The sequence below is a fragment of the Methylobacterium sp. Leaf91 genome, assembly GCF_001422815.1.
In the GTDB taxonomy this organism is placed as follows: domain Bacteria; phylum Pseudomonadota; class Alphaproteobacteria; order Rhizobiales; family Beijerinckiaceae; genus Methylobacterium.
In genome coordinates this window covers 57,637-81,807 of the sequence record NZ_LMMP01000007.1, presented here as the reverse complement: position 1 = coordinate 81,807, position 24,171 = coordinate 57,637, and the positions used below count along the sequence as shown (strand labels likewise).

The window sequence follows — 24,171 nt, the reverse complement described above, 5'->3', positions numbered from 1 at the left end:
AAACCTTAACGAAATGGTTACCAAGCTTGGCACCGGTTTCATTCCGTCGGCATTCTGCATGATGCCTCAAGGCTTAAACGGAAGCGAACGATCTCGGCCGCTCCTGTGGATAGACTGGTCGAGTCGGGCCCGATCGCCCGGTTCGGTTAAGGCGAGGAGACCCGTGACCCCTCTGATTGACCATGCCTACCTCTCCGAACAGACATTCGGCGACGTCGACCTCGCCCGCGAACTGCTCGGGCTCTTCGCCGGACAGTGCCGCCGGCTGATGCCCGGAATCGCCGACGCGGATCTCGATCCGGACCGGCGGGCCGACCTCGCCCATACGCTCAAGGGCTCGGCCCTCGGCATCGGCGCCGCGCCGGTCGCCGACGTCGCCGCGTCCATCGAGGATCGCCTGCGCGAGGGGAGGGAGGTTCCGGTGGAGACGGTCGCCCGCCTCGACGAGGCGGTGACGGCCACCCTGGCGGAAATCGACGCACTTGGCTGATCTTGCCACGCTTGGAGGGAACGGGACGGCATCTGCGACGTAAGCGCAGGAATGTGGGGCGATAGGTCCGGTGACGCTTGCATTCGATGGGCCGCGCCTTCAAGGCAGTCGCGCTGCACAACCGGCCACAGACGTGTTGTCCGAGCCTGGAGTCTTTGATGCCCAAGATCACCTACGTCGACCATGCTGGTACGGCCAGGACCGTGGAAGCCGACGTAGGATCGACCGTCATGGAAGCGGCGATCCGCAACAATGTGCCGGGCATCGATGCCGAATGCGGCGGCGCCTGCGCCTGCGCCACCTGTCACGTCTATGTCGATGCCGATTGGGTCGATGCGGTCGGGCCGGCCGAGCCGATGGAGCAGGACATGCTCGATTTCGCTTCCGACGTGCGTGCGACGTCCCGCCTGTGCTGCCAGATTCGGATCAAGCCCGAACTCGACGGGCTGAAGGTCATCACGCCGGCTCGCCAAGGCTGAGCGGACGACGACCGAGGCTTTCGCTGAAGCGCAGCAGATACCCGTCGGGATCCTGAACCAGGAATTGCCTGACGCCGACTTCCGTCTCACCGACCCGGTACCAGGCCTCGTGGGCTGGCCGGAACAGAGGCCAGGGCACGGCGTCCAGGGCCGTCAGGATCGGATCGAGGGCATCCACCGCGATCTGGAGATTGATCCCGCGACCGAGCGGCGGTTCCAGGGGGCCCGTCTGCCAGTTCCCGTTGACGAGGTTGAGCATCACCTGTGCTCCGCCCCGCTCGATATAGGCGAAGCCGTTCTCCGGCCGGGCATAGGCCACTGCGAACCCGAGCGCCCCGCACCAGAAGGCGAGCGAGGCGGGAAGGTCGCGGATGTCGAGTTCCGGAACGAGCGGGCTGAACCCGCCATGGGGCATCCGGTCGTCCGTCATCTCACCAGAGACCTCATGGCGCCGTCGATCCCTTCGAGGTTCAGCGGGAACATCCTGTTCGCCACGATGCCACGGATCATGCCGATCGACTGGGTATAGGCCCAGTGTTCGGTGGGAACCGGGTTGAGCCAGACCGATTTCGGAAACCGTTCCAGCACCCGCTCCAGCCAGACCTGGCCCGTCTCCTCGTTCCAATGCTCCACGGAGCCACCCTGCATGACGATCTCGTAGGGGCTCATGGAGGCGTCGCCGACGAAGACGACGCGGTAATCGGACGGATAGGTACGCAGGACGTCTAAAAGCGGGATCGCCTCGTCGTGGCGCCGGCGGTTCTCCTTCCACACGCGCTCGTAGGGGCAATTGTGGAAGTAGAAATGCTCCACATGCTTGAACTCGGCGCGGGCGGCGGAGAACAGCTCCTCCGCCAGGGCGATGTGCCAGTCCATCGAGCCGCCGACATCGAGGAAGAGCAGCAGTTTCACGGCATTGCGGCGTTCCGGCCGGTGGCGAACATCGAGATAGCCCTTGTTGGCGGTCTCGCGGATGGTGCCGTCGAGATCGAACTCCTCGGCCGCGCCGGTGCGGGCGAAGCGCCGCAGGCGGCGCAGGGCGACCCGCATGTTACGCGTTCCGAGCTCGACGCTGTCGTCGAGATCCCTGAATTCGCGCTTGTCCCACACCTTCACCGCGCGAAAATTCCGGTTGCCGTCCTGGCCGATGCGGATGCCTTCGGGGTTGTAGCCATAGGCGCCGAACGGTGAGGTTCCCCCGGTGCCGATCCACTTGTTGCCGCCCTGATGGCGTTCCTTCTGCTCGGCGAGCCGCTGTTTCAGCGTCTCGAACAGCTTGTCCCATCCGAGCGCCTTGAGCTCCGCCTTCTCGGCATCGGTGAGATACTTCTCCGCCAGCTTGCGGAGCCATTCCTCTGGGATCGCCGTCGATTCCGTGGCCTCGCCCAGGGTCTCGATGCCCTTGAACACGGTGCCGAAGACCCGGTCGAACCGGTCGAGATGGCGCTCGTCCTTCACCAGGGCCGCGCGGGCGAGAAGATAGAACTCTTCCACGCGCTTGTCCGCGAGGTCGCGGTCCAGGGCGTCGAGCAGCATGAGATGCTCCCGCAACGTGACGGGAACCTTGGCATCGCGCAGGGCCGTGAAGAAATGCAGCAGCATGGGCGGAGAACGCGCGATCCCGGCGCTCGGGTCAAGGCCACATCCGCATCGGTGGGAGCGCGTCCCGGTGCCACGGTTCGCGGGCCGATGTCGTGAGCCGGATAACGGAAATAATCTTGAATTCAGTAGGATATGCGGTGCGCTTTCGTCGTTCGGCACCGACGAAGCTGGGTATAAGTCGGGAATTCTGTTGATATCGCCGCAAACTGTGTTCGTTGCACCTTCAACACTGTCATTGGAATCAAACAGCTGAGAGGCAGAGTGAACGTCAAGTCAGGGCCGGGGTATTTGGCAGAGTAAGGGTGGACGTTATGGCGCTCGTCTTGCGCTCCTTGAGTGATTTCAAGCGGTTTCTGGCGAAACCGGGCGCGACGATTCAGATCGTGAGGAACACCTTCATCGAGCGCCAGCCAGCCTCGTTCCAAGAAGCCTATCGCCAGAAGGGCATGTACGAACCGCGCACCGTCCAGGCGATCTCGAAGAAGGCGGCGGTCTTCGCCATCAAGGGCCATCCCTCGACGGTTTGGCTCTATTGGGACAAGGGCACGCGCAACTGGCGCTATTCCGGCGACACCCTGGCGGTCCCGCTCAATACCGGCGTCGGCCCGCCCGACGAAATCATCTATCGCTGTAGCTTCTCACCGGGATCGGAGCCGAAGGCTCGCGCTCCCGCTCGACCCCGCGCCAAATCCAGCGATCCGGCGCCAGCATCGCCGACGGATCAGCCGAAGCCGACCATGCCCGAGCGCGGACAGGGCCGCTTGTTCTGATCCCTTGCCGTACCGCTCGCCCCAAGCACGATTCCTGATCAACCGGCCCGCATCGCCCAGTCAGCACCATGTCTTCGAACGACGTCGATAGCTGAGGCTACCTCGCTTTCAGGCCATCGCAAGAGCATTCGTTGGTCGATCCGCCTAATTTCAGACGTGTCTTCGAATTATCCACTACTCCGACGTCATTGGTACGGCGGTTCGTATGGAACGATACGCTCCGCCGGATCGATCAGGCGCTCTTTGCGGGTTGCTCTTCTTTCGACGATGCTTCCCGAGCTTCCATCACCTTTCCTGCCTCGAGGTTCTTGCCTACGGTGCGCCGTGCGCGGAACGCCGGCCTGACCTCGGTCTCCTTGCGCTTGAGCATGGCGCGGTACTCGTCGCGCCGCTCGTGGATCGAGGCGATGACGAGGCCCATGGGGACGCCCACATCCACCAGTACGGCTTCCGAAAGCTGCAGGGACGCTTCGATGGTCTCGGGCACGGCGTCGTCGACGCCCAGTTCGTAGAGCGCCGTGGCGTGGCGGGCGTCGCGGGCGCGGGCGACGATGGTGATGTCGCGGCGCTCCGCGCGCGCCGCCTCCACCACGGCCTCCACCGCCCTCGGGTTGTCGAGGGTGACGACCAGGGCGCGGGCATTGGCGATATCGCAGCGCCGCAGCAGTTCCGGGTTGGAGGAATCGCCGAAATAGACCGGGTTGCCGAGGCGGCGGTGCTCGGAGACGCGCGCCGCGTCCGCATCGAGGGCGAGATACGGGATCTTGTGGCGGGCCAGCATCTCGCCGACCTGCCGTCCGACGCGGCCGTAGCCGGCGATGATGACGCGGTTCTGCTGCTTGTCCGGCACCGGCTCGGCGCGGGCGCGGCCGAGATTGGAGCGGGACATCCGCTTGCCGAGACGGCGCGCGAGGCTCGCCAGCCCTGGAATCGCGATCATCGTCACCGTCGTGACGATCAGCGCCGCCTGGCCGAGGCCATCCGGTACGAGCCCGCCCGCGATGGCGCCGCCGATGAGGACGAAGGCGAATTCGCCGCCGGGGCCGAGGAGAAGCGCCGCTTCGAGCGCGACACCGCGCTGGATGCGGAGGAACCGGGCCGCCACGAGGATCACCGCGCCCTTGATGAGGATCAGCCCGATGGACAGGCCGAGGATGGTTTTCGGCGCCGCCATCAGCTGGGCCGGGTCGAGGTTCATGCCCACCGACACGAAGAAAACCCCGAGCAGCAGCCCCTTGAACGGGTCGATCGTCGCCTCGATCGCCCGGCGATACTCCGTCTCCGCCAGGAGCAGGCCCGCGACGAAGGCGCCGAGCGTCATCGAGAGGCCGCTCGCCGCAGCGGTCAGGGCGGTCGCCACGATGACGAGGAGACAGGCGGCCATGAACAGCTCAGGCGAGCGGGTCCGGGCCACGAGCTGGAACAGGGGCCGTAGCGCGAGGCGGCCGGCGACCACGATGAGGACGAGGGCGATGGCCGCCTGTCCGAGCGCGAGGGCGAGCGCGCCGCCGACATCTGCCCCGTCGCTGCGGCCGAGCACGGCGATGGCGAACAGCATCGGCGCCACGGCGAGATCCTGGAACAGCAGCACGGCGAAGCTGGCGCGGCCCGCGGGCGTGTTCAGGCGCTTCTGTTCGGCCAGGACCGGCAGGACCACGGCGGTGGAGGACAGGGCGAGCGCCAGGCCGACGATGACGGAGGCGGCCAACGGCACTTCGAGGGCGAACAGGATGATGCCGATGACGAGGGAGGAGGCCAGCACCTGGGCCGACCCCAGCCCGAAGACGAGGCGGCGCAGGGTGCGGAGCCGCTCCCATGACAGCTCGACGCCGATCATGAACATCAGGAAGATCACGCCGAATTCGGCCAGATGCGCGATCTCGGACCGGTTGCCGATGGTGAAGATCGACACCCATGGCACCGTGTCGGCCAGTCGCCCCAGGCCGAACGGCCCGAGGATCGCGCCCGCTCCGATGAAGCCCAGCACCGGACTGATGCGCAGCCGGTGGAACAGCGGCACCACCACGCCTGCGGTGACGAGAAAGATGATCGCTTCCTTGTAGGATCCGGCGTGAACGTCCGTCATCGATCTGGGCAATCTCCCGAGAGTGGTGCGCGCGACGCTGGCCGAGACGGGGCAGCCGAAGTTCTGCACAGGGAACTCCGGCCGCGGGAATCCATCGGGTCGCCGGCAGCGAGGAGAGCATGCAAGCCCATGTACCGCCTGGGCAACCTGCATTTTGCCGGCCCATGCGGATTTCATCCCTCGCCGCACTCAGCCATGCATGCGGGACGCGCTGGCGCAGAAGGGGTTTTGCGCTGCGATACGGAATGGCGCAAAAACGGCACAATGGCCGCATAGGGCGGAACTTAACGATCGGTTAAGCCCCAGCTTACCTCACGGTTTGTTGCGTCGTTCGTCGCGTTTTTTGAAGACACGAGTGCCTCATGCGAAAGTCGCCGCCCAACCGGGATGTTCAGCGCGAACGACGTGACTGGATCCGTGAGTCCGAGCGCTGGACGCACGAGCGCCATCTCGAGAAGGGCTACCGGATCAAGTGGGGCTATGTCGGGATCGCGTATCTCGTCGAGTTCATGGTCATCGGCGCGTCCCTCTGGGGCGCCTGGCTGTTCGCCGGGGTCTACAGCGACGGGGACGACAAGGCCTTCTACTTCATGCTCCTCGCGCCGCTGGTCTACGCGGCGGTGGAGCTCTGCCGCGTGCCGCTGGGCATCCTGGCCCGCACGCAGCGCTCCTACTTCATCCGGGCGCTGGCCATCGTCGGCATCATCTTCGCCGCAGGCGTCACCACCAAGTCGGTGTCGCAGCTCGGCGAGATGATGTTCCACCCGCGCCTCATGGATGCCGCCAAGGCCAAGACCGCCCTCAAGGACGCGCAGGCCGACCGCTCGACCATCGACAACCGCATCGCCGCCGCCGATGCCCGTGTGGCCCAGTACACGACGGAACTCGACCAGATTGAGAAGCGCGCCGCCGAGAATGCGAGCCAGCTTTCGGCCTTGCCCGCCCAGCGCTGTGAGCGCGTCTCGGGCACCAACAGCAAGGGCCAGCGCTATTCCAACCTGAAATGCGTCACCGATCCGCGCACCGCGACCCTCAATGCCAGTGTCGGCAAGGCCGGTGCCGACCGGGCGGTGGTGACGAAGTCCCTCGAGGAAGCCCGCAAGGCGCGGGCCGAACTCGACCGTGGCGTGGCCGAGCGCAAGGTCGCCGATGCCGAGCAGGCCTATCGCAATTCGGTGAACCGCTCGCAGCTCCACTCCTTCACCGCCATGGTCTACGGCGTCGATCCGATCGACGTGACGGATGCGCAGGTCCACGCGTTCCTGCGCATCTTCGTGTTCGTGCCGGCCCTCTGCGCCGCCTTCGCCTCGACGATCCTGGCGCTCTGCGCGGTCTCGGTGCGCAAGACCTTCATGGACGAGGACGATCTCGGCGCCGCCGTGAACCTCGAGGCGACGCCCTACATGCTCGACTCGATCACCGATTCCATTCGCCAGGAGATGGGCCTGGCGCCGCCCAAGCCCGTGCGCGACGTGACGCCAACTGGTGAAGTGATCCCGCTGGACCGCCGCACCCCACCTAATATCCACATCCCGCCGGCGGCTAATGCGGGAGCCGGCGCATGAGCATTCACGCATCGGGGACGCCGGAAAACGTCGTCCTGGCCCAGAGCGTCAACGGCCGGCTCCGGGCCGAGACGAGGATCACCGCCGCGCGTGCCTTCCTGTTCCGGGCCATCGGGGCGGGTGCTTTCGCGGCGCTCGCCGGCATCGGCATCGGCGCGGCGTCCTATGGCTACGCCTACATGAACCAGTTCGACTCGGCGGCGGAGAAGATCGCCGCCGCCATGCAGGCCGCGCTGTCCGACGTGACGCTGAAGACCAAGGGTGAGGTGACGCTCACCGACAACGTCCTGAAACTGGAAGGCGGCCCCGTCCGCTCTTCCCCGTCGCCGACCCAGGCCCAGCTCGGCAAGGACGCCGCCCCCGCTTCAAAGGCTACGGTGAACACCACTTTCACAGTGTTCAAACAGGTGCCGTACATGGACGGCCAGATCGTCACCGGCTGGAACTTCCGCGCCAACGAGGAAGTGCCCTTCCAGCAATATTGCTACTTCTCCCGCCGGACCAACGAGGCCAAGGGCCAGGTCGAGATGAAGATCGATCTCGCCATGGACGGCAAGGTTCTGCCGCAGCCGCAGAAATCCGACGTGAACCTCGCGATCCTGGCCTCGAACTGCGTCTGGAGCGACGGGAAGTCGCTCTGAGGGCTCTACGCTTCAGCCGAATTTCGGTAGTGGGAGGGCACCCGTCGCCATCCCGCTTCGGGGAAGCGCGCATCGGCTGCGCCGCAGACGCTGAAGCTTCCCAATGGATGAAGCCGCAACAGAAAGCCGACGCCTCATGCGCTTTACCGGTACCGCCGATTACGTCGCCACCTCGGACCTCACCACCGCGGTCAACGCGGCCATCGTGCTGGAGCGGCCGCTTCTGGTGAAGGGCGAGCCCGGCACCGGCAAGACAGTGCTGGCGGAGGAGATCGCCAAGGGGCTCGGTGCGCCGCTCCTCACCTGGAACGTCAAATCCACCACCAAGGCGCAGCAGGGCCTCTACGAATACGACGCGGTCTCGCGCCTGCGCGACAGCCAGCTCGGCGATCCGCGCGTGTCGGAGATCGGCAACTACATCCGGCGCGGCAAGCTGTGGGAGGCGTTCACGCATCCCGAGCGTCCGGTTCTCCTCATCGACGAGATCGACAAGGCCGATATCGAGTTCCCGAACGACCTTCTGACCGAACTCGACCGGATGGAGTTCCATGTCTACGAGACCGGCGAGACGATCCGCGCCGAGCGCCGCCCCATCGTCATCATCACCTCGAACAACGAGAAGGAACTGCCGGACGCGTTTCTGCGCCGCTGCTTCTTCCACTACATCAAGTTTCCCGATGCCGAGACGCTGAAGGCCATCGTCGAGGTGCACTTCCCCGGCATCAAGCATCGCCTCGTGGAGGAGGCCCTGCGGGTCTTCCTCGAGACGCGGGAGGTGCCGGGTCTGAAGAAGAAGCCCTCCACCTCGGAATTGCTGGATTGGCTCAAGCTCCTCGTGTCGGAGGATGTCTCGCCAGAGACCCTGCGCGAGCGCGATGGCCGCAAGCTGATCCCGCCGCTCCACGGCGCGCTCCTGAAGAACGAGCAGGATGTCGGCCTCTTCGAGAAGCTGGCCTTCATGATGCGTCGCGAGGGAAGAGGGGGCTGAAACGGGCGGGTATCGAGCCGCGCCGTCATCCGGAGCGCCGGAGGCGAGCCCGGGATCCAGAGCCGTGACGATGCCAGGAATGGGCCAGACCTGCGTTTCTGGATCCTGGGCTCCGCAACGCGGCCCCAGGATGACGCGGGGACATGAATTAGGGCGTCGCCATCGAGGCCGGGCCTTGGGATGAGCGAAGGCAGGCCCGGATAGGGCCGAGATGTCATCGGAGGATTGTCCATGAAACTGAAGAAACTCGGCCGGACCGGCCTCGACGTGTCGCCGCTCTGCCTCGGCTGCATGACCTACGGCATTCCCGAGCGCGGTCCCCATCCCTGGACCCTGCGTGAGGAGGAGAGCCGCCCGCTCATCCGGCAGGCGATCGAACTCGGCATCAACTTCTTCGACACGGCGAATTACTATTCCGACGGGACCAGCGAGGAGATCGTCGGGCGTGCCCTCAAGGACTTCGCCGACCGTGACAGCGTCGTGCTCGCGACGAAGTGCTATTATCCGCTGAAGGACCAGCCCAATGCCGGCGGTCTCTCCCGCAAGGCGATCTTCGCCTCCATCGATGCCAGCCTGAAGCGCCTCGGCACCGACCATGTCGATCTCCTCCAGATCCACCGCTGGGATTACGGCACCCCCATCGAGGTGACGATGGAGGCGCTCCACGACGTGGTGAAGGCCGGCAAGGCCCGCTATATCGGCGCGTCCTCGATGTACGCTTGGCAATTCGCCAAGGCCCTGTTCACCGCCGATCTCCATGGCTGGACCCGGTTCTCGACGATGCAGGACCATTACAACCTCCTCCACCGCGAGGAGGAGCGCGAGATGCTGCCGCTCTGCGCGGACCAGGGCATCGGTGTGCTGCCCTGGAGCCCGCTGGCGCGCGGGCGCCTGACCCGCGACTGGGACGAGGGCAGCGCACGCCAGGATTCCGACGAGGTCGGCAAGCGGCTCTATGCCTCCGCAGAGGAGGCGGACCGGGCCATCTTCGGCAAGGTGGCGGAGATCGCGCAAGCGCGGGGCGTGTCGCGGGCGCAGGTGGCTTTGGCCTGGGTGATCCAGAAACCGATCGTCACCGCGCCGATCATCGGGGCGTCGAAACCCAGCCACCTGACCGATGCCGTGGCGGCGCTCGACCTCGCGCTCGATGCCGACGAGATCTCCGCCCTCGAATCGCTCTACACGCCGCACCCCGTCGTCGGCTTCCAGTAAGGCCTTTAGACTAGGAAGGTTCTCCGTCCATGCGCCGCCTGATGCTCCTGCGCCACGCCAAGTCCGACCGTTCGCCGGGCGTGCGCGATATCGACCGTCCGCTGAACCCGCGCGGATTCAAGGCCGCGCCGCAGATGGGGGCCTATCTGGCGGCGCAGGATCTGATCCCCCAGAAGGTGGTCGTCTCTCCGTCCTTGCGGACGCGACAGACTTGGGAGGGCATGTCCGCCGCCCTCGGCAATCCCGAGGTCGAGATCGTCGACGCGATCTACGAAGCGCCGGAAAGCGCGCTGCTCAAGGTTATCCGGTCGACGCCGGCCGAGATCCGGACCCTGCTCATGATCGGGCACAATCCCGGCCTGCAGGATCTCTCCCTCGATCTCGTGGGCGATGGTCCCCGCGAGGCGAGGGCGCGGCTCTCGGTGGAATTCCCGACCGCGGCGCTCGCCGTCATCGATATCGAGGGCGATGCCTGGACCGGGTTCCGTCCCGGCACGGGCCGGCTCGAACGGTTCGTCACGCCCAAGGGCCTCGACCGCGATGACGCCGCCTGAGCCTATGTGGCGATATTGAACGGATCACCGGCTGGGCCGTTGCTCAGTGCCATGGCCCGCCACCGCTGATCCCGTGTTCGTCACCACGCTTCTCGTCCTGACAACCCTGATGCCGCGCATGGGCATCGGCCTCGACGCCGTGAAGTCCGGCGTCGCGCGCACGGAATCGGCCGTGGCGATGGTAGCCCCTCCCTCCGACGCCCCGAGTTTTCTCGCCAGCGAGAGGGCGGTGTCGAACTGGCGGGCGGAAGCGGGGACGGCCCTGCGTCCCGCTTCGCTGGCCCTGGTCGCCCGCTACGCGCCGGTCCCGCCCGCTTTCGTGGCGCGCTGCGTCAAGCTCAACAATTACTGGTGCATCAAGAGCGCCCGCTGGCGGGGCGAGATCGGCAGCGATGCGGAGGGGCATACCGGGTTCGCCACCGCCGGCGACGGCGCCGACGCGGCGGCCCTCCTGCTCCGGCGCTATTATCGCGAGTTCGGCCGCCGCAACGCCCTGTCCATCGTCCGCCGATGGGCGCCGGCGGAATGCGCTGTTTCGAGCGCCGGGGTTTCGGGCGGAAAGGTCTCCACCGGTCTCGCGCCGCTCGGTCTCGGCAAGACCCTGCGCGCCCGCTACCTCGCCCGCCATGCACGGGGAGGAATGCGCAAGCCTCGCATGGTCGCGCGGGGCGGGCCGCTGCGGGTCCAGCCCTGGTCGCCGCTGGCGAGGATGGCGGGCGCGCAAAAGCCGAGGCCCGTCCGTATCGCGGGGGCCGCCGAGACGATCGGCCGTCCGGCGATCACCCCGATCATCGCGAGTTCGTCCGAAACCGGGGCGACATCGCCGTCCTCCCGGCTGGCAGACCGGTTCGCGGCGGAATCCGCAGCTTTGCCCGCCCTCGCGGCTGGACTACCGGGTCTGCGGCTGCAGGATCTGGCGGCACCGGCACCCCTCTGCGGGAACGACGAGGTCCGCATCCGCAATTACGCCACGCGTATCGCCGCCAGCGTGGGCCTCAAGATCGAGGACGATCTGGCGTTGTTCGATGCCGATGGGCGACCATCGCCCCGTCTCGCCCCGGTGATGCTCGCCATGTCGGCGGTGGAACTCGGCGTGCTGCGGGCGGGGCCGGATCTGGTGGAAGCCGCCATCGCACGGCTCGCCGCCGCCCAGGTCGATCCTGGCCAAGTCGATCCCGGCGCGGTGGACCGATGACGCGTCCGGTTCTTGCGTTCGCTTGACGCGCGCGCCACCTCACCACTGCATTCGCCACCCATCCTCCCCCTCCGGCCAAACGAGACCCTCGCTTCATGATCAGCTTCGCCTCGCGCGCGGGCTCCGCGATCCAGGCCTTCGCCGAGGCATCGAGCGATCTCCTGATCCAGCCGACCCTGAGGCTCGGCGTCACCGGTCTCGCGCGGTCGGGCAAGACGGTGTTCACCACCGCGCTGATCCATCATCTGGTGGAAACCCATGCCCTGCCGGCCTTCGCCCCGGCGCATGAGGGACGGCTGCGCCGGGCCCGCCTCGTGCCGCAACCCGACGACGACATCCCGCGCTTCCCCTACGAGGATCATTTCGCGGCCCTGACGGAGCAGCGCCTGTGGCCGCGCTCCACCGACCGGATCAGCCAGTTCCGCCTCGCCATCGAATACGAGCGCAAGGGCGGCTGGCGCTCCGGGCCGGGCACGCTGATGCTCGACGTGGTGGATTATCCCGGCGAATGGCTCCTCGACCTCGCTCTGATCGACCAGAGCTACGCGGAATGGGCCGCCGCCACCATCGCGGGCACCCGGCGCACCGGGCGCGCCGCCATCGCGGCGCCCTGGCTGGCGGTGCTCAAGGACCTCGACCCGTCCGGCCCCCTCGACGAGGTCGTGGCCGAGCGGGCGAGCATCGCCTTCACCGCCTATCTCACCGCTTTGCGCGCCGGGCCGGAATCGGTGGCGACCACGCCGCCGGGCCGCTTCCTCATGCCGGGCGACCTCGCCGGATCGCCGGCTCTGACCTTCGCGCCCCTCGACGGCCTGCCGGAGACCATCGTCCCGAACAGCCTCGCGGGGCTCATGGAACGGCGGTTCGAGGCCTACAAGGCCAAGGTCGTGGAGCCGTTCTTCCGCAACCATTTTCAGCGGGTGGATCGCCAGATCGTCCTCGTGGACGTGCTCGCCGCCGTCGATGCCGGGCCGGCCGCCCTCGCCGAATTGGAAGAGGCGCTCGACACCGTGCTCCTCAGCTTCCGCATCGGCCGCAATACCATCCTGTCGCGCCTGTTCGCGCCGAGGGCGGATCGCATCATGTTCGCGGCCACCAAGGCGGATCACCTGCACCAGACCAGCCATGATCGGCTGGAGGCTTTGCTGCGGCTCCTCGTCTCCCGCGCCATGCGCCGGACCGAGGCGGCCGGCGCTCGCGTCGGCACCGTCGCCCTCGCCTCCGTGCGGGCCACGCGGGAGACCACGGTCCACGATGACGGCATGACCCTGCGCGCGGTCTCGGGAACGCCCGAGGCGGGCGAGCATGTGGGCGACGAGATTTTCGACGGGCGGAGCGAGGCGGCGGTGTTCCCCGGCGAACTGCCCTCGCGACCCGAATCCGTTCTCGACGGCGCGGTCCCGCCCGGATCGCTCCGCTTTCCCCGCTTCCGCCCCCCGCTGATCCGGCCCGACGCCCATGGCCGGCCCGGCCACCTGCCGCAGATCCGCCTCGACCGGGCGATGCAGTTCCTCATCGGCGACAAGCTCACGTGAGCGCCGGGCCGAGCGAGTCCCCCTCTCCCCGCGCGCGGGGAGAGGGTCGCGGGGACCTCGTCGTCCCCGCGACGAGCGGAGCGAGGGTGAGGGGGCCGGACCGGATGTGGCATTGTCGCAATCGCCCCCTCACCCTCGGCTGCCGCCTCGACGTGCCCCCCGACGAGGGGGGGACACGTCCCTCTCCCCGCAGGCGGGGAGAGGAGCGCTCGACCGATCTATCCCACTTCGCGACCATGCCATTATCAAAGGTCCGCCCATGACCTCTCCGAACCGTCCCCGCGCCTTCCGCATCCCCGCCGCCGAGCCGGCCGAGGGACTGGAGGGCATCGTTCCGCCGCCGGAGCCGCCGAACGCGGTCAGGATCGTCGAAGAGCCGTTCGAGATCGTCGAGGCCGCGGACGGCACCGCCGTGCCGGTGGCTCCGAAATCCCGAGCGCCCTGGTTGTCGGTGCTGATGCTGGCTTTGGGCGGCCTCGTCTCCCTCGGCATCGGCCTGTCGCTGGAGCGGATGATCGCGGACCTGTTCTCCGCCGCGCCCTGGCTCGGCGGCGTCGCTCTGGCCCTGCTCGTCCTCGCGGCCATCGCCTTCCTCGCCCTGGTGATGCGCGAGCTCGCGGGCATCTGGCGCGAGCGCCGGATCGAGAAGCTGCGGGCGAAGGCCATCGAGGCCATCGCCACGCGGGATCACACCGGCGCGCAGGCGGTGGTCGCCGAACTTTGCGACCTCTACGCCACGAGGACCGGGCTGGTGGCCGGCCGCCAGCGCCTGAAAGCTCTGGGCGATACGATTCTCGATGTTGACGACCGGATCGGGCTCGCCGAGCACGAGCTGCTCGAACCCCTCGACCGGCAGGCCCGCAACGCCATCGCCTCGGCCGCCAAGCAGGTCTCGGCGGTGACGGCTCTGAGCCCGCGCGCCATCGTCGACGTGGCCTTCGTGGTCTTTGCCGCGGTGCGCCTCCTGCGTCAGATCGCGACGATCTATGGCGGGCGCCCGGGTTTCCTCGGCTTCCTGCGTCTTGCCCGCGCCGCCTTCGCGCATCTCACCGTCACGGGCGGGATGGCGGTGGGCGAGAGCATGATCCAGCAGGTTCTCGGCCTCGGCATCGCCGCGCGGGTCTCGGCGAAGCTCGGCGAGGGCGTGCTCAACGGCCTGATGACCGCCCGGTTCGGCCTCGCGGCCCTGGCCGTCTGCCGCCCGCTCCCCTTCGTCAGGGAGGAGCCGCCGCGCCTGTCGGATGTGGCCGGGGAGTTGCTGAAGCCGATGGGCGGTGCCGAGAAGGCGTGAATCAGAGCCCCTTGAGGAAGCCCGCCAGGCGCATCAGCCCTTCGGGCCAGGGACCATGCCCGCTCGCCACGTTGATGTGACCGGATTCACCCGCATCGACCAGGGCGGAGCCCCAGGAATAGGCGAAGTCCTCGGCTCGGTCATAGGCGCAATAGGGGTCGTTGCGGCTCGCCACCAGCAAGGACGGGAAGGGCAGGGGATCGCGCGGCACCGGCGCGAAATCCGTGACGCTCGATGGCAGGTTCGGCGTCTGCTCCACATCCGGGAACGCCACCAAGAGGGCACCCCGCACCTTGCCCTCGGGGAAGGCGGGCGCGGCCTGCACGGAGGCGACCACGCCGAGGCTGTGGGCGATGAGGATCACCGGACGCGTCGCCGCCTCCACCGCCTCGACGATACGCGCGCGCCAGGAGCCGGCTTCGGGATGGTGCCAGTCCTCCTGCTCGACGATGCGGGCATTGGCCATGCGGGCGGCCCAGCCGGCCTGCCAATGGCCGTCTTCCGAGCCTGCATAGCCGGGGAGGATGAGGATGTCGCAATCGGCGAGCTTCATGCTGCCCCGATAGCGGCTCGCTCGCGCGGCGTCGAGACGGATGGGGGGAATTCGGCAGGCATCGCCGCGTTGGGTAAAGGGCCTCCACGCTTCGAGAGGTGGCGGCCCATCATTTTCATCGAGGGCCCGCGCGGATCGAGGTTTCCCGCGTTAGCCGAGTGTCGCGCTCAGGCGTGCCCAGGAGAATGCACATGACGAAGCTCTTCATCGCCAACATCCGCGCCGCCAAGGGCTTTCGCCCGCTGGTCACGGTCCGGGCTGCCGCCGAGGGCGAGGCCAAGGTCTTTCTCGCCGCGGCCTATCCAGACGACGAGATCGTCGATGTGGTCGAGCCGAGCGACTGGGTCAGCGATGCCGATACCGGGTCCGCGCCCGGCGATATCCGCGAGCATGCCGGTGTCGAATGGCAGGCCCCGTGAAGCCTGAATGAAACGAGGGGGCGACGGCTTCCCCTCGCTGCCGGCGCGGCAATCGTTGGCCAGGCACGTAAGATCACGGCCGTCCCAGACCATAGGCCATCGCCGAGATGGCGATGAGGAAGGGCGTCCAGAAATGGACCAGGCCCAGGCCGCTCCACACCGTGAACCGCTCGTTGCAGCCGGTGGTGTTCATCGCGCATCCCAGGGGGACGAGGTAGAAGAACCAGAAGGCCGTCGCCACGAGCAGCGCCAGGCCGAAGATCAACGCGGCGATCCGCATCCTGGCCCTCCTCCCGCACACAGACGCCCTTCGGCATCGGGGTGTCGCGCACTGCCGAACGAATCAATTTCGGTAAGACCGGATGCCGTCACGTCTTATGGGCCTTCCCGCAGGGCATCGACGGCGTGACCGGCGAGGTTTGCCCCCAGGAGCCGCTCCGCGTCGAAGCCCCCCAGCGGCCGAAGGCGGCCGGGCAGGTCGGCGATATCGCGCTGCCGCCGGAGGGCGGCCTCCCGCGCTGTTGCCAGGGTGACGGCCTCGAACCGGATCGGATCGCCCGGCCGGCTTTGGGCGAGGCGGCGCAGATCGGCCGAGATCACCGTCGCGATCTTCGGGTAGCCGCCCGTGGTCTGCCGATCCGCCATCAGCACGATGGGCAGGCCGTTGCCTGGCACCTGAATCGAGCCCATGACGGTGGCGTCGGAGACGATGTTGTAGCCGCCCGCGCCATGGGCGATGGCCGGGCCGTCGAGCTGGTATCCCATCCGGTCGGCGCGATGCGACACGGTGAAGGTCGAGCCCAACAGCGTGTCGATCCCGCCTTGGGTGAAGCGTTCGGCCTGGGGGCCGAGCAGGACGCGGATCGGTGCATCTCGGTCGAGGGGAACGGCATCGATGGTCCGGTCACCCAGTGCAGTACTCTCCATCGCGGCGAAGGTCAGATGGTCGCCGGATCGGAACAGACGTCCCTCGACGCCCCCGATACCGGCGCGGAGATGCAGCGAGACGCTACCGAGCACGGCACCCGCTTCGAACCCGCCGGCCACGGCGAGGTAGACGAACGCTCCCTCACGCGGCGGGTCCACGATGAGTTCGGCGCCTCGCGCCAGGGTCGCGGTGCGGTGACTGGCAAGGGGGGCGCCGTCGATACGGAGCGTGCCGGGCGCGCCAGCGCAGGCGAACCATCCCTGTCCGGCCTCCATCACGAAGCTGCCGCCGCCGAGGCCGAATTCGAGGACCGGTGTGTCAGGGGCATTGCCCACCAGCGCGTTGGCGGTCGCCATGGCGAGGCGGTCCATCGCACCGGAGCCGGAAAGGCCGTAGCGCTGGTAGCCCTGCCGTCCGCCATCCTGGAGGCTGAGCGCGCCATGGCATCTGCGGATGACGAGACGCCCGGTCACGGCGTTGTCTCGCATTCGACGATGCACTCACCGGCCCCCGCTGCCCGGTCGAGTTCGTCCCATCTTTCCGGCTCGATGGGCAGGAAGCGGATGGTGTCGCCGGGCTCGAACAGGAAGACCGGGTCGCGGCCCGGCAGGAAGGCGCGCACGGGGGTCCGCCCGAGGAGGTGCCATCCGCTCGGGGCGGCGATGCTCGCCACCAGAGCCTGCACGCCGCCGATGGAGATCGTACCGGCCGGCGTTACCGGCCTCGGGCTTTCCCGGCGCGAGAGAGCGAGGCTGGGGTCGAGACCGGAGAGATAGGCGTAGCCCGGCAGGAAGCCGTTCATGGCCACCCGGTAATCGGCTGCTGCATGCCGGGACACGACCTCGTCGGCGCTCAACCCATGATGGGCGGCGACATCGGCGAGATCGATGCCGAAGGACCCGCCATACACCACCGGGATGCGCCATAACCGGCGTGGCGTCGTCTCGGTCGAGACCGCGCCGATCAAGGCGAGGAGCGAGGCTTCGATCCGGTTCGGCTCGGTCGCGCAGGGATCGAGATGGACCGTCAGCGAGCGGTAGGTGGGGACGGCTTCGACGAGCCCGGGAATGTCGCCATCCCGCACGGCACGATCGAGGGCCAGGACCATCGCGTTGGCCTCAGGGTCGATCGTCTCACCGAACTCGATGGTGACCGCAGTGTCGCCGCACCAAAGCAGGCGGGGCTGAGGGGCTGACACGGGTCGCGGGGCCTCGCTCGACGCAATCTCCGTCGGCCCCGGGGGCAACCCCGATTCCGACACTCGCTCCAGTCCGAACACAAAAGGGGCGGCGCTGTCGAGCGCCGCCCCTCTTCCGTCGCGAAATTTGGCTCGGAAACCTGCCCTCAGTGCTGCCGCACCGGCGGCACATCCGGCTTGCGGAGCGGCTCGGAACCGCCCTGGGTCGTGGTGTTGAGATTCTCTGGGTCGAGCGCGCTCTCCACGAACTCGCGGCCACGGTCGGCGAAGTCGCGGGCGTAGCGGATGCCCTGGTCCTTCACCTCGTCGGACCAATGTCCCACCGTCTCGTCCTCACGGCGCGTCCTGGGAAGCAGGGCGCCGAGGAGCATTCCCGCCGCGAGGCCGACGACGCCGACGAGAAGCGGGTTCTCGGTGACGAACTGCTCGACATTGGTCTTGCCGCGGTCGAGGCGCTGGCTTCCACGCTCGGCGAACTCGCCGATGCTGCGACGGCCGGAGCGGTGGGCGTCCGACGCCCATTCACGCGCGTCGTCATAGGTCCCGGACGCGCGGTCGAGCAACGATTCCGCCTTGTCCTTGACGGTGTCGCGGGCGTCGAGGGCCGCGGCCTTGGCGCGGTCGGCATAGCCCTCGGCTTTCGACTGGGTATCGTCGGCGAGGTGGCCGGCCTGGTGGCGAAGGTCGCCGGCCGTGGTCCGTGTTTCGCTGCGCGCGCGGTCGGAGATGTCGTGGAGCGAACGGGCGGTCTCGTCGCCATGGGGGAGGCCGGCGGAGACGGCGATATCGTCGGGGAGGGAACTCTTCGGCCCGCCCGGAATGCTGCTGGAACTCATGGATGCGACTCCTGTCGAATGGGGATGGGGCGGCGATGCCGCTGCCGGATCAGTCGGGTGTCGATCGGCCCGTGATGGCTCAGATCTGGTTTGCTTCGGCCAGTTCCCTCACGGGCTGGCGGGTCGGCTGGTCGGGGTCGTAGGCCTTCGCGGCCACGCCCGGCGTCACCGGCAGCGCACCGTTGGGATCGATGAGCGGACGCTTCGTCAGCGTCTGCCGATCCTTGCCGGTGCGATGCAGAAGCCAGCCGATGCCGGCCGCGATGAGCAGGACGGGGACCGGGTTGCGCCGTATCGCATCGAGAGCGCCGTCATAGGCACCGCTCAGCGGGGTCCGGCGGACATTGCCCAGCATGTCGTCGACGATGCTCGGGACAGAGAGCCTGTCCTGAATGCGATCGATGGTCTGATCGAGGCGGGCACGGCTCGCCTCGATGTCCTTCTCGAGATCGTTCAACGATTCACTCATCCCGAAACCCTTTCCGACAACGCACGCGCGTCCTGGCGCATCTGCCGTGTCGTGCGGGTCGGCGCCAGGGTGGAGAGTGACATGGTGCTCCGCCCGATCAGGGCGAAGACGATGGCGATGACCAGAAGCACGCCGCCGACGATGAGAGCGGACAAGGCTTCCGAATGCACCACCGTCGCGAGCCATTTCACCAGGGCGTCCACGAGGACGAACAGGGCGACGACCCCGAAGACGCCGGCGCCGACCATCAGCGCGAGGCCGATGAACAGCGTGCGGACGTTGCTCGTCATCTCGTTGCGAAAGAGCGCCATCTCCTTGCGCGCGAGTTCGCTGGTCTCGCGCAGGGCATCGCCGACGAGGCTTTGAATGCTGGATTGAGGGGCGTTCGACATGGCGTCCGCCTAGCTTCGGAAGGAATCGCGGGCATCGCGGTCATGCGCGATGCTCGACGACTTGATGAAGCGCGAGACGACGAAGCCGGTCACGAAGGTGGCGACGGCGACGGCCACCGGCGCGCGGCGGGCGAAGGCTTCCGCCTCGTCGTAGAACTCGGCGAAGCTGCGGTTCTCGATGGAGGAACCGAGCTGTTCGAGGCCCTCGGCGGCGCTGTCGAAGAACGCCTTGATGTTGGGCTGCTCCTCGAAGGACTTGCTCGAATCCCGCAGGCCCTGCGCCAGGTCGTTGACGGACTGGGCCGCGTCGCCTTTGCGGCGATCGGCATAGTCGGTGGCATGGGCGCGTGCGGCGGCGACGAATCCCCGTCCACGCTCGACGGCCACGTCGGCGATGCCCTCGACATCGCCCTTCAGCGTCCGCCAATCGCCGGTCGGAGTAGCAGCCTCGCCGGAGCCGATCCCGGGGGCGTTCGCCGCGGATGCCGGGCCAGTGGGTTGATTTGCGTTCACGCGCATACTCCTCGATCACTTGTGGTCTGTGTCACCTGTGGCTCTTCAACATCACGGAAACAGACGCGGTTCCGAAGGGAATGCGCTGCGTATGCAATGCTCGGACGGTGGCGCTGCCAACGGTCGGAACCGCCGGCCCAGCGGGATTCACCTAAGCTTACGTTGGGTGCCGGACCGGGCCCATCCTGGCGCTCGACAGCCGCCGAACCGACCAGCGATCCACCGCCGAACCGACATTCATGGTGCTGAACTCTGGCCGCGGGCGGCGCGGTCGGCTAGGTTGGTCGGCGGATTATCAACATACGTAGCCGTATCCGACGGATCACCGCCGGGTTACGCGCGTTGACTGTCGGAATCATCCTGTCCGGTGCGCCCATGGTGCGCCGCACGCTGAGGACCGGAGCCCGCTGAGTGGCACGCCTTGTCATCGTATCGAACCGTGTGGCCATCCCTGAAGACAGCGGGAAATCCGTTGCCGCGGGAGGCTTGGCGGTCGCCGTCAAGGAGGCCTTCACGTCCTATGAGGGACTGTGGTTCGGCTGGAGCGGCAAAGTCGTCGAGGATCCGTCCGAAGAACCCGAACTGATCGATCGCGGTCGCGTTCAATACGCCGTGGTCGACCTGTCGCCTCAGGATCACCGGGAGTATTACAGCGGGTTCGCCAACCGTGCACTTTGGCCGATCATGCACTACCGGCTCGGCCTGGGGGCGTTTTCCCGTTCAGATTACGCCGGTTACCAGCGTGTGAACCGGACCTTTGCGCGGGCTCTCGCCAAGCTGATCGAGCCCGACGACATCATATGGGTCCACGATTACCATCTGCTGCCGCTTGCATCGGAACTGCGCGGCCTTGGGATCGCCAACCCCATCGGCTATTTCCACCACATTCCCTGGCCGGCGGCGGACGTGTTCAACACGCTGCCCGCCAGCGGTGACCTCCTGCGCGGCATCGCCGATTACGACCTGATCGGACTGCAGACCGACCCGGACGTCCACAACCTGTCGCGCAATCTCATCGACGAATTGCGGGCCATTCCGCTCGGCGGCGGCTCGCTGATGGTCGATGGGCGCCGGACCCGCATTCGCAGTTTCCCCATCGGCATCGATGTGGCGGGGTTCAAGGAGGCGGCGGAGAATGCCGGCGCCAACAAGACTGTCCGCGAGACCATGGCGGGGCTGCGCACCCGCAAGCTCCTCATCGGCGTCGACCGGCTCGACTATTCCAAGGGCGTGCCCGAGCGGATGGAGGCGGTGGACCGCTTCTTCGCCTCGAATCCCGACCAGCGCGGCAACGTCGTCTACCTCCAGATCACGCCTAAATCCCGCACCGAGGTGCCGGAATACGAGGAACTCAGCCGCGAGGTGAACGAGACCGTCGGCGAGATCAACGGCGCGCTGGGCGAGCCGAACTGGACTCCGATCCAGTACGTGACGAAGGCCTATCCGCGTCCTGTCCTGGCGGGTCTCTATCGCGCCGCCCGCGTCGGCCTGGTCACGCCCATGCGCGACGGGATGAATCTGGTCGCCAAGGAATACATCGTCGCCCAGACGGCGGACGATCCGGGCGTGCTCGTGCTGTCGAAATTCGCCGGTGCGTGCCGGCAGCTGCCCGAGGCCCTTCTCGTCAATCCCTATGACCGGTTCGAGGTGGCGGAGGCGATCCGCACGGCGCTCTACATGCCGCGCGGCGAGCGGATCGAGCGCTGGAAGCCCATGGTCGAGCGGATGACGCGCGAAGATGTGGATTGGTGGGCGCGGAATTTCTTGACGGACCTGGAGAACTTCCGCACCGTCGAGCGCGAGCCACCCCGCGCCGCTGCTGCCGCAGAGTAGCCCCCCGTCGTCCTGCTAACGGCGGGGCGAGCGGTACCGGCCAATCAGGCCGGTTGCGGGACAGGGCTCCGGGGTACCGTTCTTGCGTGACCCGCGCCGACGATCGGCCCGCATTCGTTGGGCCTATGCACCTGCGAAAGGCCTCCATGATCGGCATCGACGAAGGCGTACCCGGACCTCTCGGGGCGCATTTCGATGGTCGCGGTGTCAATTTCGCGCTGTTTTCCGAGAACGCCACCGGTGTGGACCTGTGCCTGTTCGAGCCGGGCGAACGCCACGAACATCGCGTCATCCCGCTCCCCTGCCGCACCGACGACGTCTGGCACGGCTATCTGCGCGGCGTGTTTCCGGGCCAGCTCTACGGCTACCGGGTGCACGGCCCCTGGGACCCGGCCAACGGCCACCGCTTCAATCCGGCGAAGCTCGTTCTCGACCCCTATGCGCGCGAGATCCATGGCCGGATCCGTTGGCACGATTCCCTCTACGGGCACCGTCGCGGCCTCCAGCGCGAGGACCAGATCGACCGGCGTGACAGTGCGGCCCTCATGCCGCGCGGCGTGGTGACGGCCCCCGACCTGCCCGAACTCGCGATCACGCCGATCCGTCGTCCCCTCGGGCAGACCGTGATCTACGAAGCCCATGTGAAGGCGCTGACGCAGCTTCACCCGGCGATTCCCGAGGCGGAGCGCGGCACCTACGCCGCCTTGGCCCATCCGGCGATCATCGAGCACCTGTTGAAGCTGGGTGTGACGGCGATCGAGCTTCTCCCGATCCAGGCCTTCGCCGACGACCGGTTCCTGGTGGAGAAGGGGCTGGTGAATTTCTGGGGCTACTCGCCGCTCGGCTATTTCGCGCCGGAGCCGCGCTATCTCGGGGCGGCCGGGGCCGGTGGTCTCAAGGCGGCGATCCGCGAACTCGCCGCCGCCGGGATCGAGGTCATTCTCGACGTCGTCTACAACCACACCTGCGAGGCCGATCATACCGGACCGACCCTGTCGTTCCGGGGCATCGACAATGCAAGCTATTACAAGCTCAACCCGGAGAACCGGAGGCAGGAGATCGACTGCACCGGTTGCGGCAACACCCTTGACCTCGACCACCCGCGGGTCATGCAGCTCGTCCTCGACTCCCTGCGGCATTGGGTGACCGCCTATGGTGTGGCGGGGTTCCGCTTCGATCTCGCCACCAGCCTCGGGCGCACGCCGCACGATTTCACCCCCAGGGCGGCGTTCTTCCAGGCCATCGCGCAGGATCCGATCCTGTCGCGGGCGAAGATGATCGCGGAGCCGTGGGATATCGGCATGGGCGGCTACCAGCTCGGCGCCTATCCGCGCGGCTGGGCCGAGTGGAACGACCAATTCCGCGACGGTGTCCGCGCCTTCTGGCGCGGAGACCACGGCATCCTGCCGAAGCTCACGCAGGCCCTGTCCGGCTCGCGGGAGATCTTCTCCGGCTCCGGCCGTTCGCCTTTGGCCAGCATCAACTACGTGGCGAGCCATGACGGCTACACGCTGGCCGACGTCGTCGCCTTTGAGGAGAAGCACAACCACGCCAACGGCGAGGACAATCGCGACGGCCACGGTCACAACCTCTCGCGCAATTACGGCGTCGAGGGTCCCACCGACGATCCTGCGATTCTGAGCCTTCGCGCGCGGCAGAAGCGCAACCTGCTGGCGACGACCTTTCTGGCCCAGGGCGTCCCGATGCTTCTGGCCGGGGACGAGCGGTCGCGGAGCCAGAACGGCAACAATAACGCCTATGCCCAGGACAACGCGATCAACTGGGTCGATTGGGAGAACGATCCGGACCCCGGCCTCACGGCCTTCGTCGCCAACCTCACGGCTTTGCGCCGCGAGCAACCGGCCTTGCGCCGCCTGACCTTCTTGACCGGTGCCGTGATCGGGGAGGGGCCGCTGCGCGACGTCCACTGGCTCTCGCCCTGCGGTGCCGAGATGGACGACGAGGCCTGGGCCGACGGACACCGGCAGGCCTTCGGCATGCAGATCGGCAACGACCTGCCGAGCGCGGACCGCCTGCTGATCCTCATCAACGCCGCCGAGGACGCGATCGATTTCACCCTGGCCCCGGTCATCGGCGGGCCGTGGATGGTCGTGTTCGACACGACCCGGCCGACGGGCGCGGTCCCGGCCGGGCAGGCCTTGTTCCCCCCCAATGCGCGCCTGCGCATCGATCCCCGTTCGCTCTACGTCCTGCGCGGAAGACAGGCCGCGTCCTACGAGATCTGAGGGAAGGGGAGGCGGTCCGGTCCAGCCGCTCCCGCCCCGATCAGCGGTCGTCCACGCCGCGCCAGGCCGGACGGCGATCCGTCTCGGCCAGGGTGTCGCGCGACGAGCCGGCGAGAGATCCCGCCACCTGCCGGACCAAGCCGTCGGTGGCCTGGCTCAGGGCCTTCTCGCGCGTATCGGCCGGCAACGCTCCCCAGGCGACGGAGACGGATTTCTCCAGCGACGGCGCCGCAATGCGCGCGGCGAGGTCGGGATCGTCGCGGTGGGCGGCGAGGTAGGAGAGGGCGCCGATGGCGAGGCAGACGCGGATGAGGAACGACATGGGCTTTCCGGACTGGTTCGGTGTCGGCCGTGAGCGGGCCCGTGCGACCGAGCC

At 67.5% G+C, this 24,171-nt stretch carries 26 protein-coding genes; 14 read left to right on the top strand and 12 right to left on the bottom strand.

Features of this window, described 5'->3' with window-relative positions; translation table 11 throughout:
* Nucleotides 1–163 precede the first annotated feature (163 nt).
* Nucleotides 164–490: an Hpt domain-containing protein gene (locus tag ASF32_RS08130; protein WP_056426138.1), complete on the top strand. Its 327-nt coding sequence runs from the start codon at nucleotides 164–166 to the stop codon at nucleotides 488–490.
* 158 nt (nucleotides 491–648) lie between these two features.
* Nucleotides 649–969 carry a 2Fe-2S iron-sulfur cluster-binding protein gene (locus tag ASF32_RS08125; protein WP_056426135.1) on the top strand — a complete coding sequence of 107 codons (321 nt, stop codon included), beginning with the start codon at nucleotides 649–651 and terminating at the stop codon, nucleotides 967–969.
* Here the strand turns inward: ASF32_RS08125 and ASF32_RS08120 are convergent.
* Both ASF32_RS08120 and ASF32_RS08115 read right to left on the bottom strand, forming a co-directional pair.
* On the bottom strand, nucleotides 947–1,399 hold the full coding sequence (locus ASF32_RS08120) for a VOC family protein (RefSeq protein ID WP_082470022.1): 453 nt from the start codon (nucleotides 1,397–1,399) through the stop codon (nucleotides 947–949). The two genes, ASF32_RS08125 and ASF32_RS08120, sit on opposite strands and share 23 nt — an antisense overlap.
* Nucleotides 1,396–2,571, bottom strand: a complete 1,176-nt coding sequence (locus ASF32_RS08115) for a VWA domain-containing protein (RefSeq protein WP_056426132.1) — start codon at nucleotides 2,569–2,571, stop codon at nucleotides 1,396–1,398. The genes ASF32_RS08120 and ASF32_RS08115 overlap by 4 nt, the downstream gene beginning before the upstream one ends.
* Nucleotides 2,572–2,882: 311 nt before the next feature.
* On the opposite strand from ASF32_RS08115, the gene ASF32_RS08110 reads away from it, so the two are divergent.
* Complete coding sequence (locus tag ASF32_RS08110; RefSeq protein ID WP_056426130.1) at nucleotides 2,883–3,341, top strand: hypothetical protein; 459 nt, start codon at nucleotides 2,883–2,885, stop codon at nucleotides 3,339–3,341.
* Between the two features lie 232 nt (nucleotides 3,342–3,573).
* On the opposite strand, the gene ASF32_RS08105 is transcribed toward ASF32_RS08110, so the two are convergent.
* The gene (locus ASF32_RS08105) at nucleotides 3,574–5,427 is read right to left on the bottom strand and encodes a cation:proton antiporter (RefSeq protein WP_056426127.1); all 1,854 of its coding nucleotides are present in this window, start codon (nucleotides 5,425–5,427) and stop codon (nucleotides 3,574–3,576) included.
* A gap of 362 nt (nucleotides 5,428–5,789) precedes the next feature.
* Between ASF32_RS08105 and ASF32_RS08100 the strand changes: the two genes are divergently transcribed.
* The 8 genes from ASF32_RS08100 to ASF32_RS08065 all read left to right on the top strand — a co-directional run bounded on the left by ASF32_RS08100 (nucleotide 5,790) and on the right by ASF32_RS08065 (nucleotide 14,408).
* Nucleotides 5,790–6,992, top strand: coding sequence for a hypothetical protein (locus ASF32_RS08100; protein ID WP_056426124.1), 1,203 nt, complete (start codon nucleotides 5,790–5,792; stop codon nucleotides 6,990–6,992).
* Nucleotides 6,989–7,633, top strand: coding sequence for a hypothetical protein (locus ASF32_RS08095; RefSeq protein ID WP_056149950.1), 645 nt, complete (start codon nucleotides 6,989–6,991; stop codon nucleotides 7,631–7,633). Before ASF32_RS08100 ends, ASF32_RS08095 begins: the two co-directional genes overlap by 4 nt.
* 136 nt (nucleotides 7,634–7,769) lie before the next feature.
* Nucleotides 7,770–8,621: a MoxR family ATPase gene (locus tag ASF32_RS08090; protein WP_056162789.1), complete on the top strand. Its 852-nt coding sequence runs from the start codon at nucleotides 7,770–7,772 to the stop codon at nucleotides 8,619–8,621.
* Between the two features lie 231 nt (nucleotides 8,622–8,852).
* Nucleotides 8,853–9,833, top strand: a complete 981-nt coding sequence (locus ASF32_RS08085; protein WP_056426121.1) for an aldo/keto reductase — start codon at nucleotides 8,853–8,855, stop codon at nucleotides 9,831–9,833.
* A 29-nt stretch (nucleotides 9,834–9,862) separates the two neighbouring features.
* Nucleotides 9,863–10,387 carry a histidine phosphatase family protein gene (locus tag ASF32_RS08080; RefSeq protein WP_056426118.1) on the top strand — a complete coding sequence of 175 codons (525 nt, stop codon included), beginning with the start codon at nucleotides 9,863–9,865 and terminating at the stop codon, nucleotides 10,385–10,387.
* Nucleotides 10,388–10,460: 73 nt separating this feature from the next.
* Nucleotides 10,461–11,582 carry a hypothetical protein gene (locus tag ASF32_RS08075; RefSeq protein ID WP_056426114.1) on the top strand — a complete coding sequence of 374 codons (1,122 nt, stop codon included), beginning with the start codon at nucleotides 10,461–10,463 and terminating at the stop codon, nucleotides 11,580–11,582.
* Nucleotides 11,583–11,677: 95 nt separating this feature from the next.
* Complete coding sequence (locus ASF32_RS08070; protein ID WP_056426110.1) at nucleotides 11,678–13,117, top strand: YcjX family protein; 1,440 nt, start codon at nucleotides 11,678–11,680, stop codon at nucleotides 13,115–13,117.
* A 259-nt stretch (nucleotides 13,118–13,376) separates the two neighbouring features.
* Nucleotides 13,377–14,408 carry a TIGR01620 family protein gene (locus tag ASF32_RS08065; RefSeq protein ID WP_056426106.1) on the top strand — a complete coding sequence of 344 codons (1,032 nt, stop codon included), beginning with the start codon at nucleotides 13,377–13,379 and terminating at the stop codon, nucleotides 14,406–14,408.
* 1 nt (nucleotide 14,409) lies between these two features.
* Here ASF32_RS08065 and ASF32_RS08060 read toward each other — a convergent pair whose 3' ends face one another.
* Complete coding sequence (locus ASF32_RS08060; protein ID WP_056426103.1) at nucleotides 14,410–14,961, bottom strand: alpha/beta hydrolase; 552 nt, start codon at nucleotides 14,959–14,961, stop codon at nucleotides 14,410–14,412.
* 191 nt (nucleotides 14,962–15,152) lie between these two features.
* Here ASF32_RS08060 and ASF32_RS08055 point away from each other — a divergent pair, with 191 nt between their 5' ends.
* Nucleotides 15,153–15,380 (top strand): hypothetical protein, encoded by a 228-nt coding sequence (locus tag ASF32_RS08055; protein WP_056426098.1) that lies wholly within the window; start codon nucleotides 15,153–15,155, stop codon nucleotides 15,378–15,380.
* Nucleotides 15,381–15,453: 73 nt separating this feature from the next.
* On the opposite strand, the gene ASF32_RS08050 is transcribed toward ASF32_RS08055, so the two are convergent.
* The 7 genes from ASF32_RS08050 to ASF32_RS08020 all read right to left on the bottom strand — a co-directional run bounded on the left by ASF32_RS08050 (nucleotide 15,454) and on the right by ASF32_RS08020 (nucleotide 19,722).
* Nucleotides 15,454–15,660, bottom strand: a complete 207-nt coding sequence (locus ASF32_RS08050) for a hypothetical protein (RefSeq protein ID WP_056426095.1) — start codon at nucleotides 15,658–15,660, stop codon at nucleotides 15,454–15,456.
* Between the two features lie 95 nt (nucleotides 15,661–15,755).
* Entirely contained in the window at nucleotides 15,756–16,796 is a 1,041-nt protein-coding gene (locus ASF32_RS08045) for a biotin-dependent carboxyltransferase family protein (RefSeq protein ID WP_156467728.1), read from the bottom strand.
* On the bottom strand, nucleotides 16,778–17,506 hold the full coding sequence (gene pxpB / locus ASF32_RS08040; protein ID WP_056426092.1) for a 5-oxoprolinase subunit PxpB: 729 nt from the start codon (nucleotides 17,504–17,506) through the stop codon (nucleotides 16,778–16,780). The genes ASF32_RS08045 and pxpB overlap by 19 nt, the downstream gene beginning before the upstream one ends.
* A gap of 146 nt (nucleotides 17,507–17,652) precedes the next feature.
* The gene (locus tag ASF32_RS08035; RefSeq protein WP_056426090.1) at nucleotides 17,653–18,342 is read right to left on the bottom strand and encodes a hypothetical protein; all 690 of its coding nucleotides are present in this window, start codon (nucleotides 18,340–18,342) and stop codon (nucleotides 17,653–17,655) included.
* Between the two features lie 79 nt (nucleotides 18,343–18,421).
* Nucleotides 18,422–18,811, bottom strand: a complete 390-nt coding sequence (locus ASF32_RS08030; protein ID WP_056426087.1) for a DUF3618 domain-containing protein — start codon at nucleotides 18,809–18,811, stop codon at nucleotides 18,422–18,424.
* Nucleotides 18,808–19,203 (bottom strand): phage holin family protein, encoded by a 396-nt coding sequence (locus ASF32_RS08025; protein WP_056426085.1) that lies wholly within the window; start codon nucleotides 19,201–19,203, stop codon nucleotides 18,808–18,810. Before ASF32_RS08025 ends, ASF32_RS08030 begins: the two co-directional genes overlap by 4 nt.
* A 9-nt stretch (nucleotides 19,204–19,212) precedes the next feature.
* Nucleotides 19,213–19,722, bottom strand: coding sequence for a hypothetical protein (locus ASF32_RS08020; RefSeq protein ID WP_156467727.1), 510 nt, complete (start codon nucleotides 19,720–19,722; stop codon nucleotides 19,213–19,215).
* 405 nt (nucleotides 19,723–20,127) lie between these two features.
* Here ASF32_RS08020 and ASF32_RS08015 point away from each other — a divergent pair, with 405 nt between their 5' ends.
* Both ASF32_RS08015 and glgX read left to right on the top strand, forming a co-directional pair.
* Nucleotides 20,128–21,549: a trehalose-6-phosphate synthase gene (locus tag ASF32_RS08015; protein WP_056426081.1), complete on the top strand. Its 1,422-nt coding sequence runs from the start codon at nucleotides 20,128–20,130 to the stop codon at nucleotides 21,547–21,549.
* A 146-nt stretch (nucleotides 21,550–21,695) separates the two neighbouring features.
* Nucleotides 21,696–23,795, top strand: a complete 2,100-nt coding sequence (glgX, locus tag ASF32_RS08010; protein ID WP_056426247.1) for a glycogen debranching protein GlgX — start codon at nucleotides 21,696–21,698, stop codon at nucleotides 23,793–23,795.
* Nucleotides 23,796–23,835: 40 nt separating this feature from the next.
* Here the strand turns inward: glgX and ASF32_RS08005 are convergent, their stop codons facing one another.
* Entirely contained in the window at nucleotides 23,836–24,117 is a 282-nt protein-coding gene (locus ASF32_RS08005) for a hypothetical protein (protein ID WP_056426078.1), read from the bottom strand.
* Between the last annotated feature and the right edge of the window lie 54 nt (nucleotides 24,118–24,171).

Bases quoted from the DNA above. Each gene is read 5' to 3' on its own strand.
- ASF32_RS08005 (WP_056426078.1), bottom strand. From the start codon at position 24,117: ATGTCGTTCCTCATCCGCGTCTGCCTCGCCATCGGCGCCCTCTCCTAC.
- ASF32_RS08035 (WP_056426090.1), bottom strand. From the start codon at position 18,342: ATGAGTTCCAGCAGCATTCCGGGCGGGCCGAAGAGTTCCCTCCCCGAC.
- ASF32_RS08090 (WP_056162789.1), top strand. From the start codon at position 7,770: ATGCGCTTTACCGGTACCGCCGATTACGTCGCCACCTCGGACCTCACC.
- ASF32_RS08065 (WP_056426106.1), top strand. From the start codon at position 13,377: ATGACCTCTCCGAACCGTCCCCGCGCCTTCCGCATCCCCGCCGCCGAG.
- ASF32_RS08105 (WP_056426127.1), bottom strand. From the start codon at position 5,427: ATGACGGACGTTCACGCCGGATCCTACAAGGAAGCGATCATCTTTCTC.
- ASF32_RS08070 (WP_056426110.1), top strand. From the start codon at position 11,678: ATGATCAGCTTCGCCTCGCGCGCGGGCTCCGCGATCCAGGCCTTCGCC.
- ASF32_RS08115 (WP_056426132.1), bottom strand. From the start codon at position 2,571: ATGCTGCTGCATTTCTTCACGGCCCTGCGCGATGCCAAGGTTCCCGTC.
- ASF32_RS08100 (WP_056426124.1), top strand. From the start codon at position 5,790: ATGCGAAAGTCGCCGCCCAACCGGGATGTTCAGCGCGAACGACGTGAC.
- glgX (WP_056426247.1), top strand. From the start codon at position 21,696: ATGATCGGCATCGACGAAGGCGTACCCGGACCTCTCGGGGCGCATTTC.
- ASF32_RS08080 (WP_056426118.1), top strand. From the start codon at position 9,863: ATGCGCCGCCTGATGCTCCTGCGCCACGCCAAGTCCGACCGTTCGCCG.
- ASF32_RS08125 (WP_056426135.1), top strand. From the start codon at position 649: ATGCCCAAGATCACCTACGTCGACCATGCTGGTACGGCCAGGACCGTG.
- ASF32_RS08030 (WP_056426087.1), bottom strand. From the start codon at position 18,811: ATGAGTGAATCGTTGAACGATCTCGAGAAGGACATCGAGGCGAGCCGT.
- ASF32_RS08085 (WP_056426121.1), top strand. From the start codon at position 8,853: ATGAAACTGAAGAAACTCGGCCGGACCGGCCTCGACGTGTCGCCGCTC.
- ASF32_RS08095 (WP_056149950.1), top strand. From the start codon at position 6,989: ATGAGCATTCACGCATCGGGGACGCCGGAAAACGTCGTCCTGGCCCAG.
- ASF32_RS08050 (WP_056426095.1), bottom strand. From the start codon at position 15,660: ATGCGGATCGCCGCGTTGATCTTCGGCCTGGCGCTGCTCGTGGCGACG.
- ASF32_RS08110 (WP_056426130.1), top strand. From the start codon at position 2,883: ATGGCGCTCGTCTTGCGCTCCTTGAGTGATTTCAAGCGGTTTCTGGCG.
- ASF32_RS08060 (WP_056426103.1), bottom strand. From the start codon at position 14,961: ATGAAGCTCGCCGATTGCGACATCCTCATCCTCCCCGGCTATGCAGGC.
- ASF32_RS08020 (WP_156467727.1), bottom strand. From the start codon at position 19,722: ATGCGCGTGAACGCAAATCAACCCACTGGCCCGGCATCCGCGGCGAAC.
- ASF32_RS08025 (WP_056426085.1), bottom strand. From the start codon at position 19,203: ATGTCGAACGCCCCTCAATCCAGCATTCAAAGCCTCGTCGGCGATGCC.
- ASF32_RS08045 (WP_156467728.1), bottom strand. From the start codon at position 16,796: ATGCGAGACAACGCCGTGACCGGGCGTCTCGTCATCCGCAGATGCCAT.
- ASF32_RS08120 (WP_082470022.1), bottom strand. From the start codon at position 1,399: ATGACGGACGACCGGATGCCCCATGGCGGGTTCAGCCCGCTCGTTCCG.
- ASF32_RS08055 (WP_056426098.1), top strand. From the start codon at position 15,153: ATGACGAAGCTCTTCATCGCCAACATCCGCGCCGCCAAGGGCTTTCGC.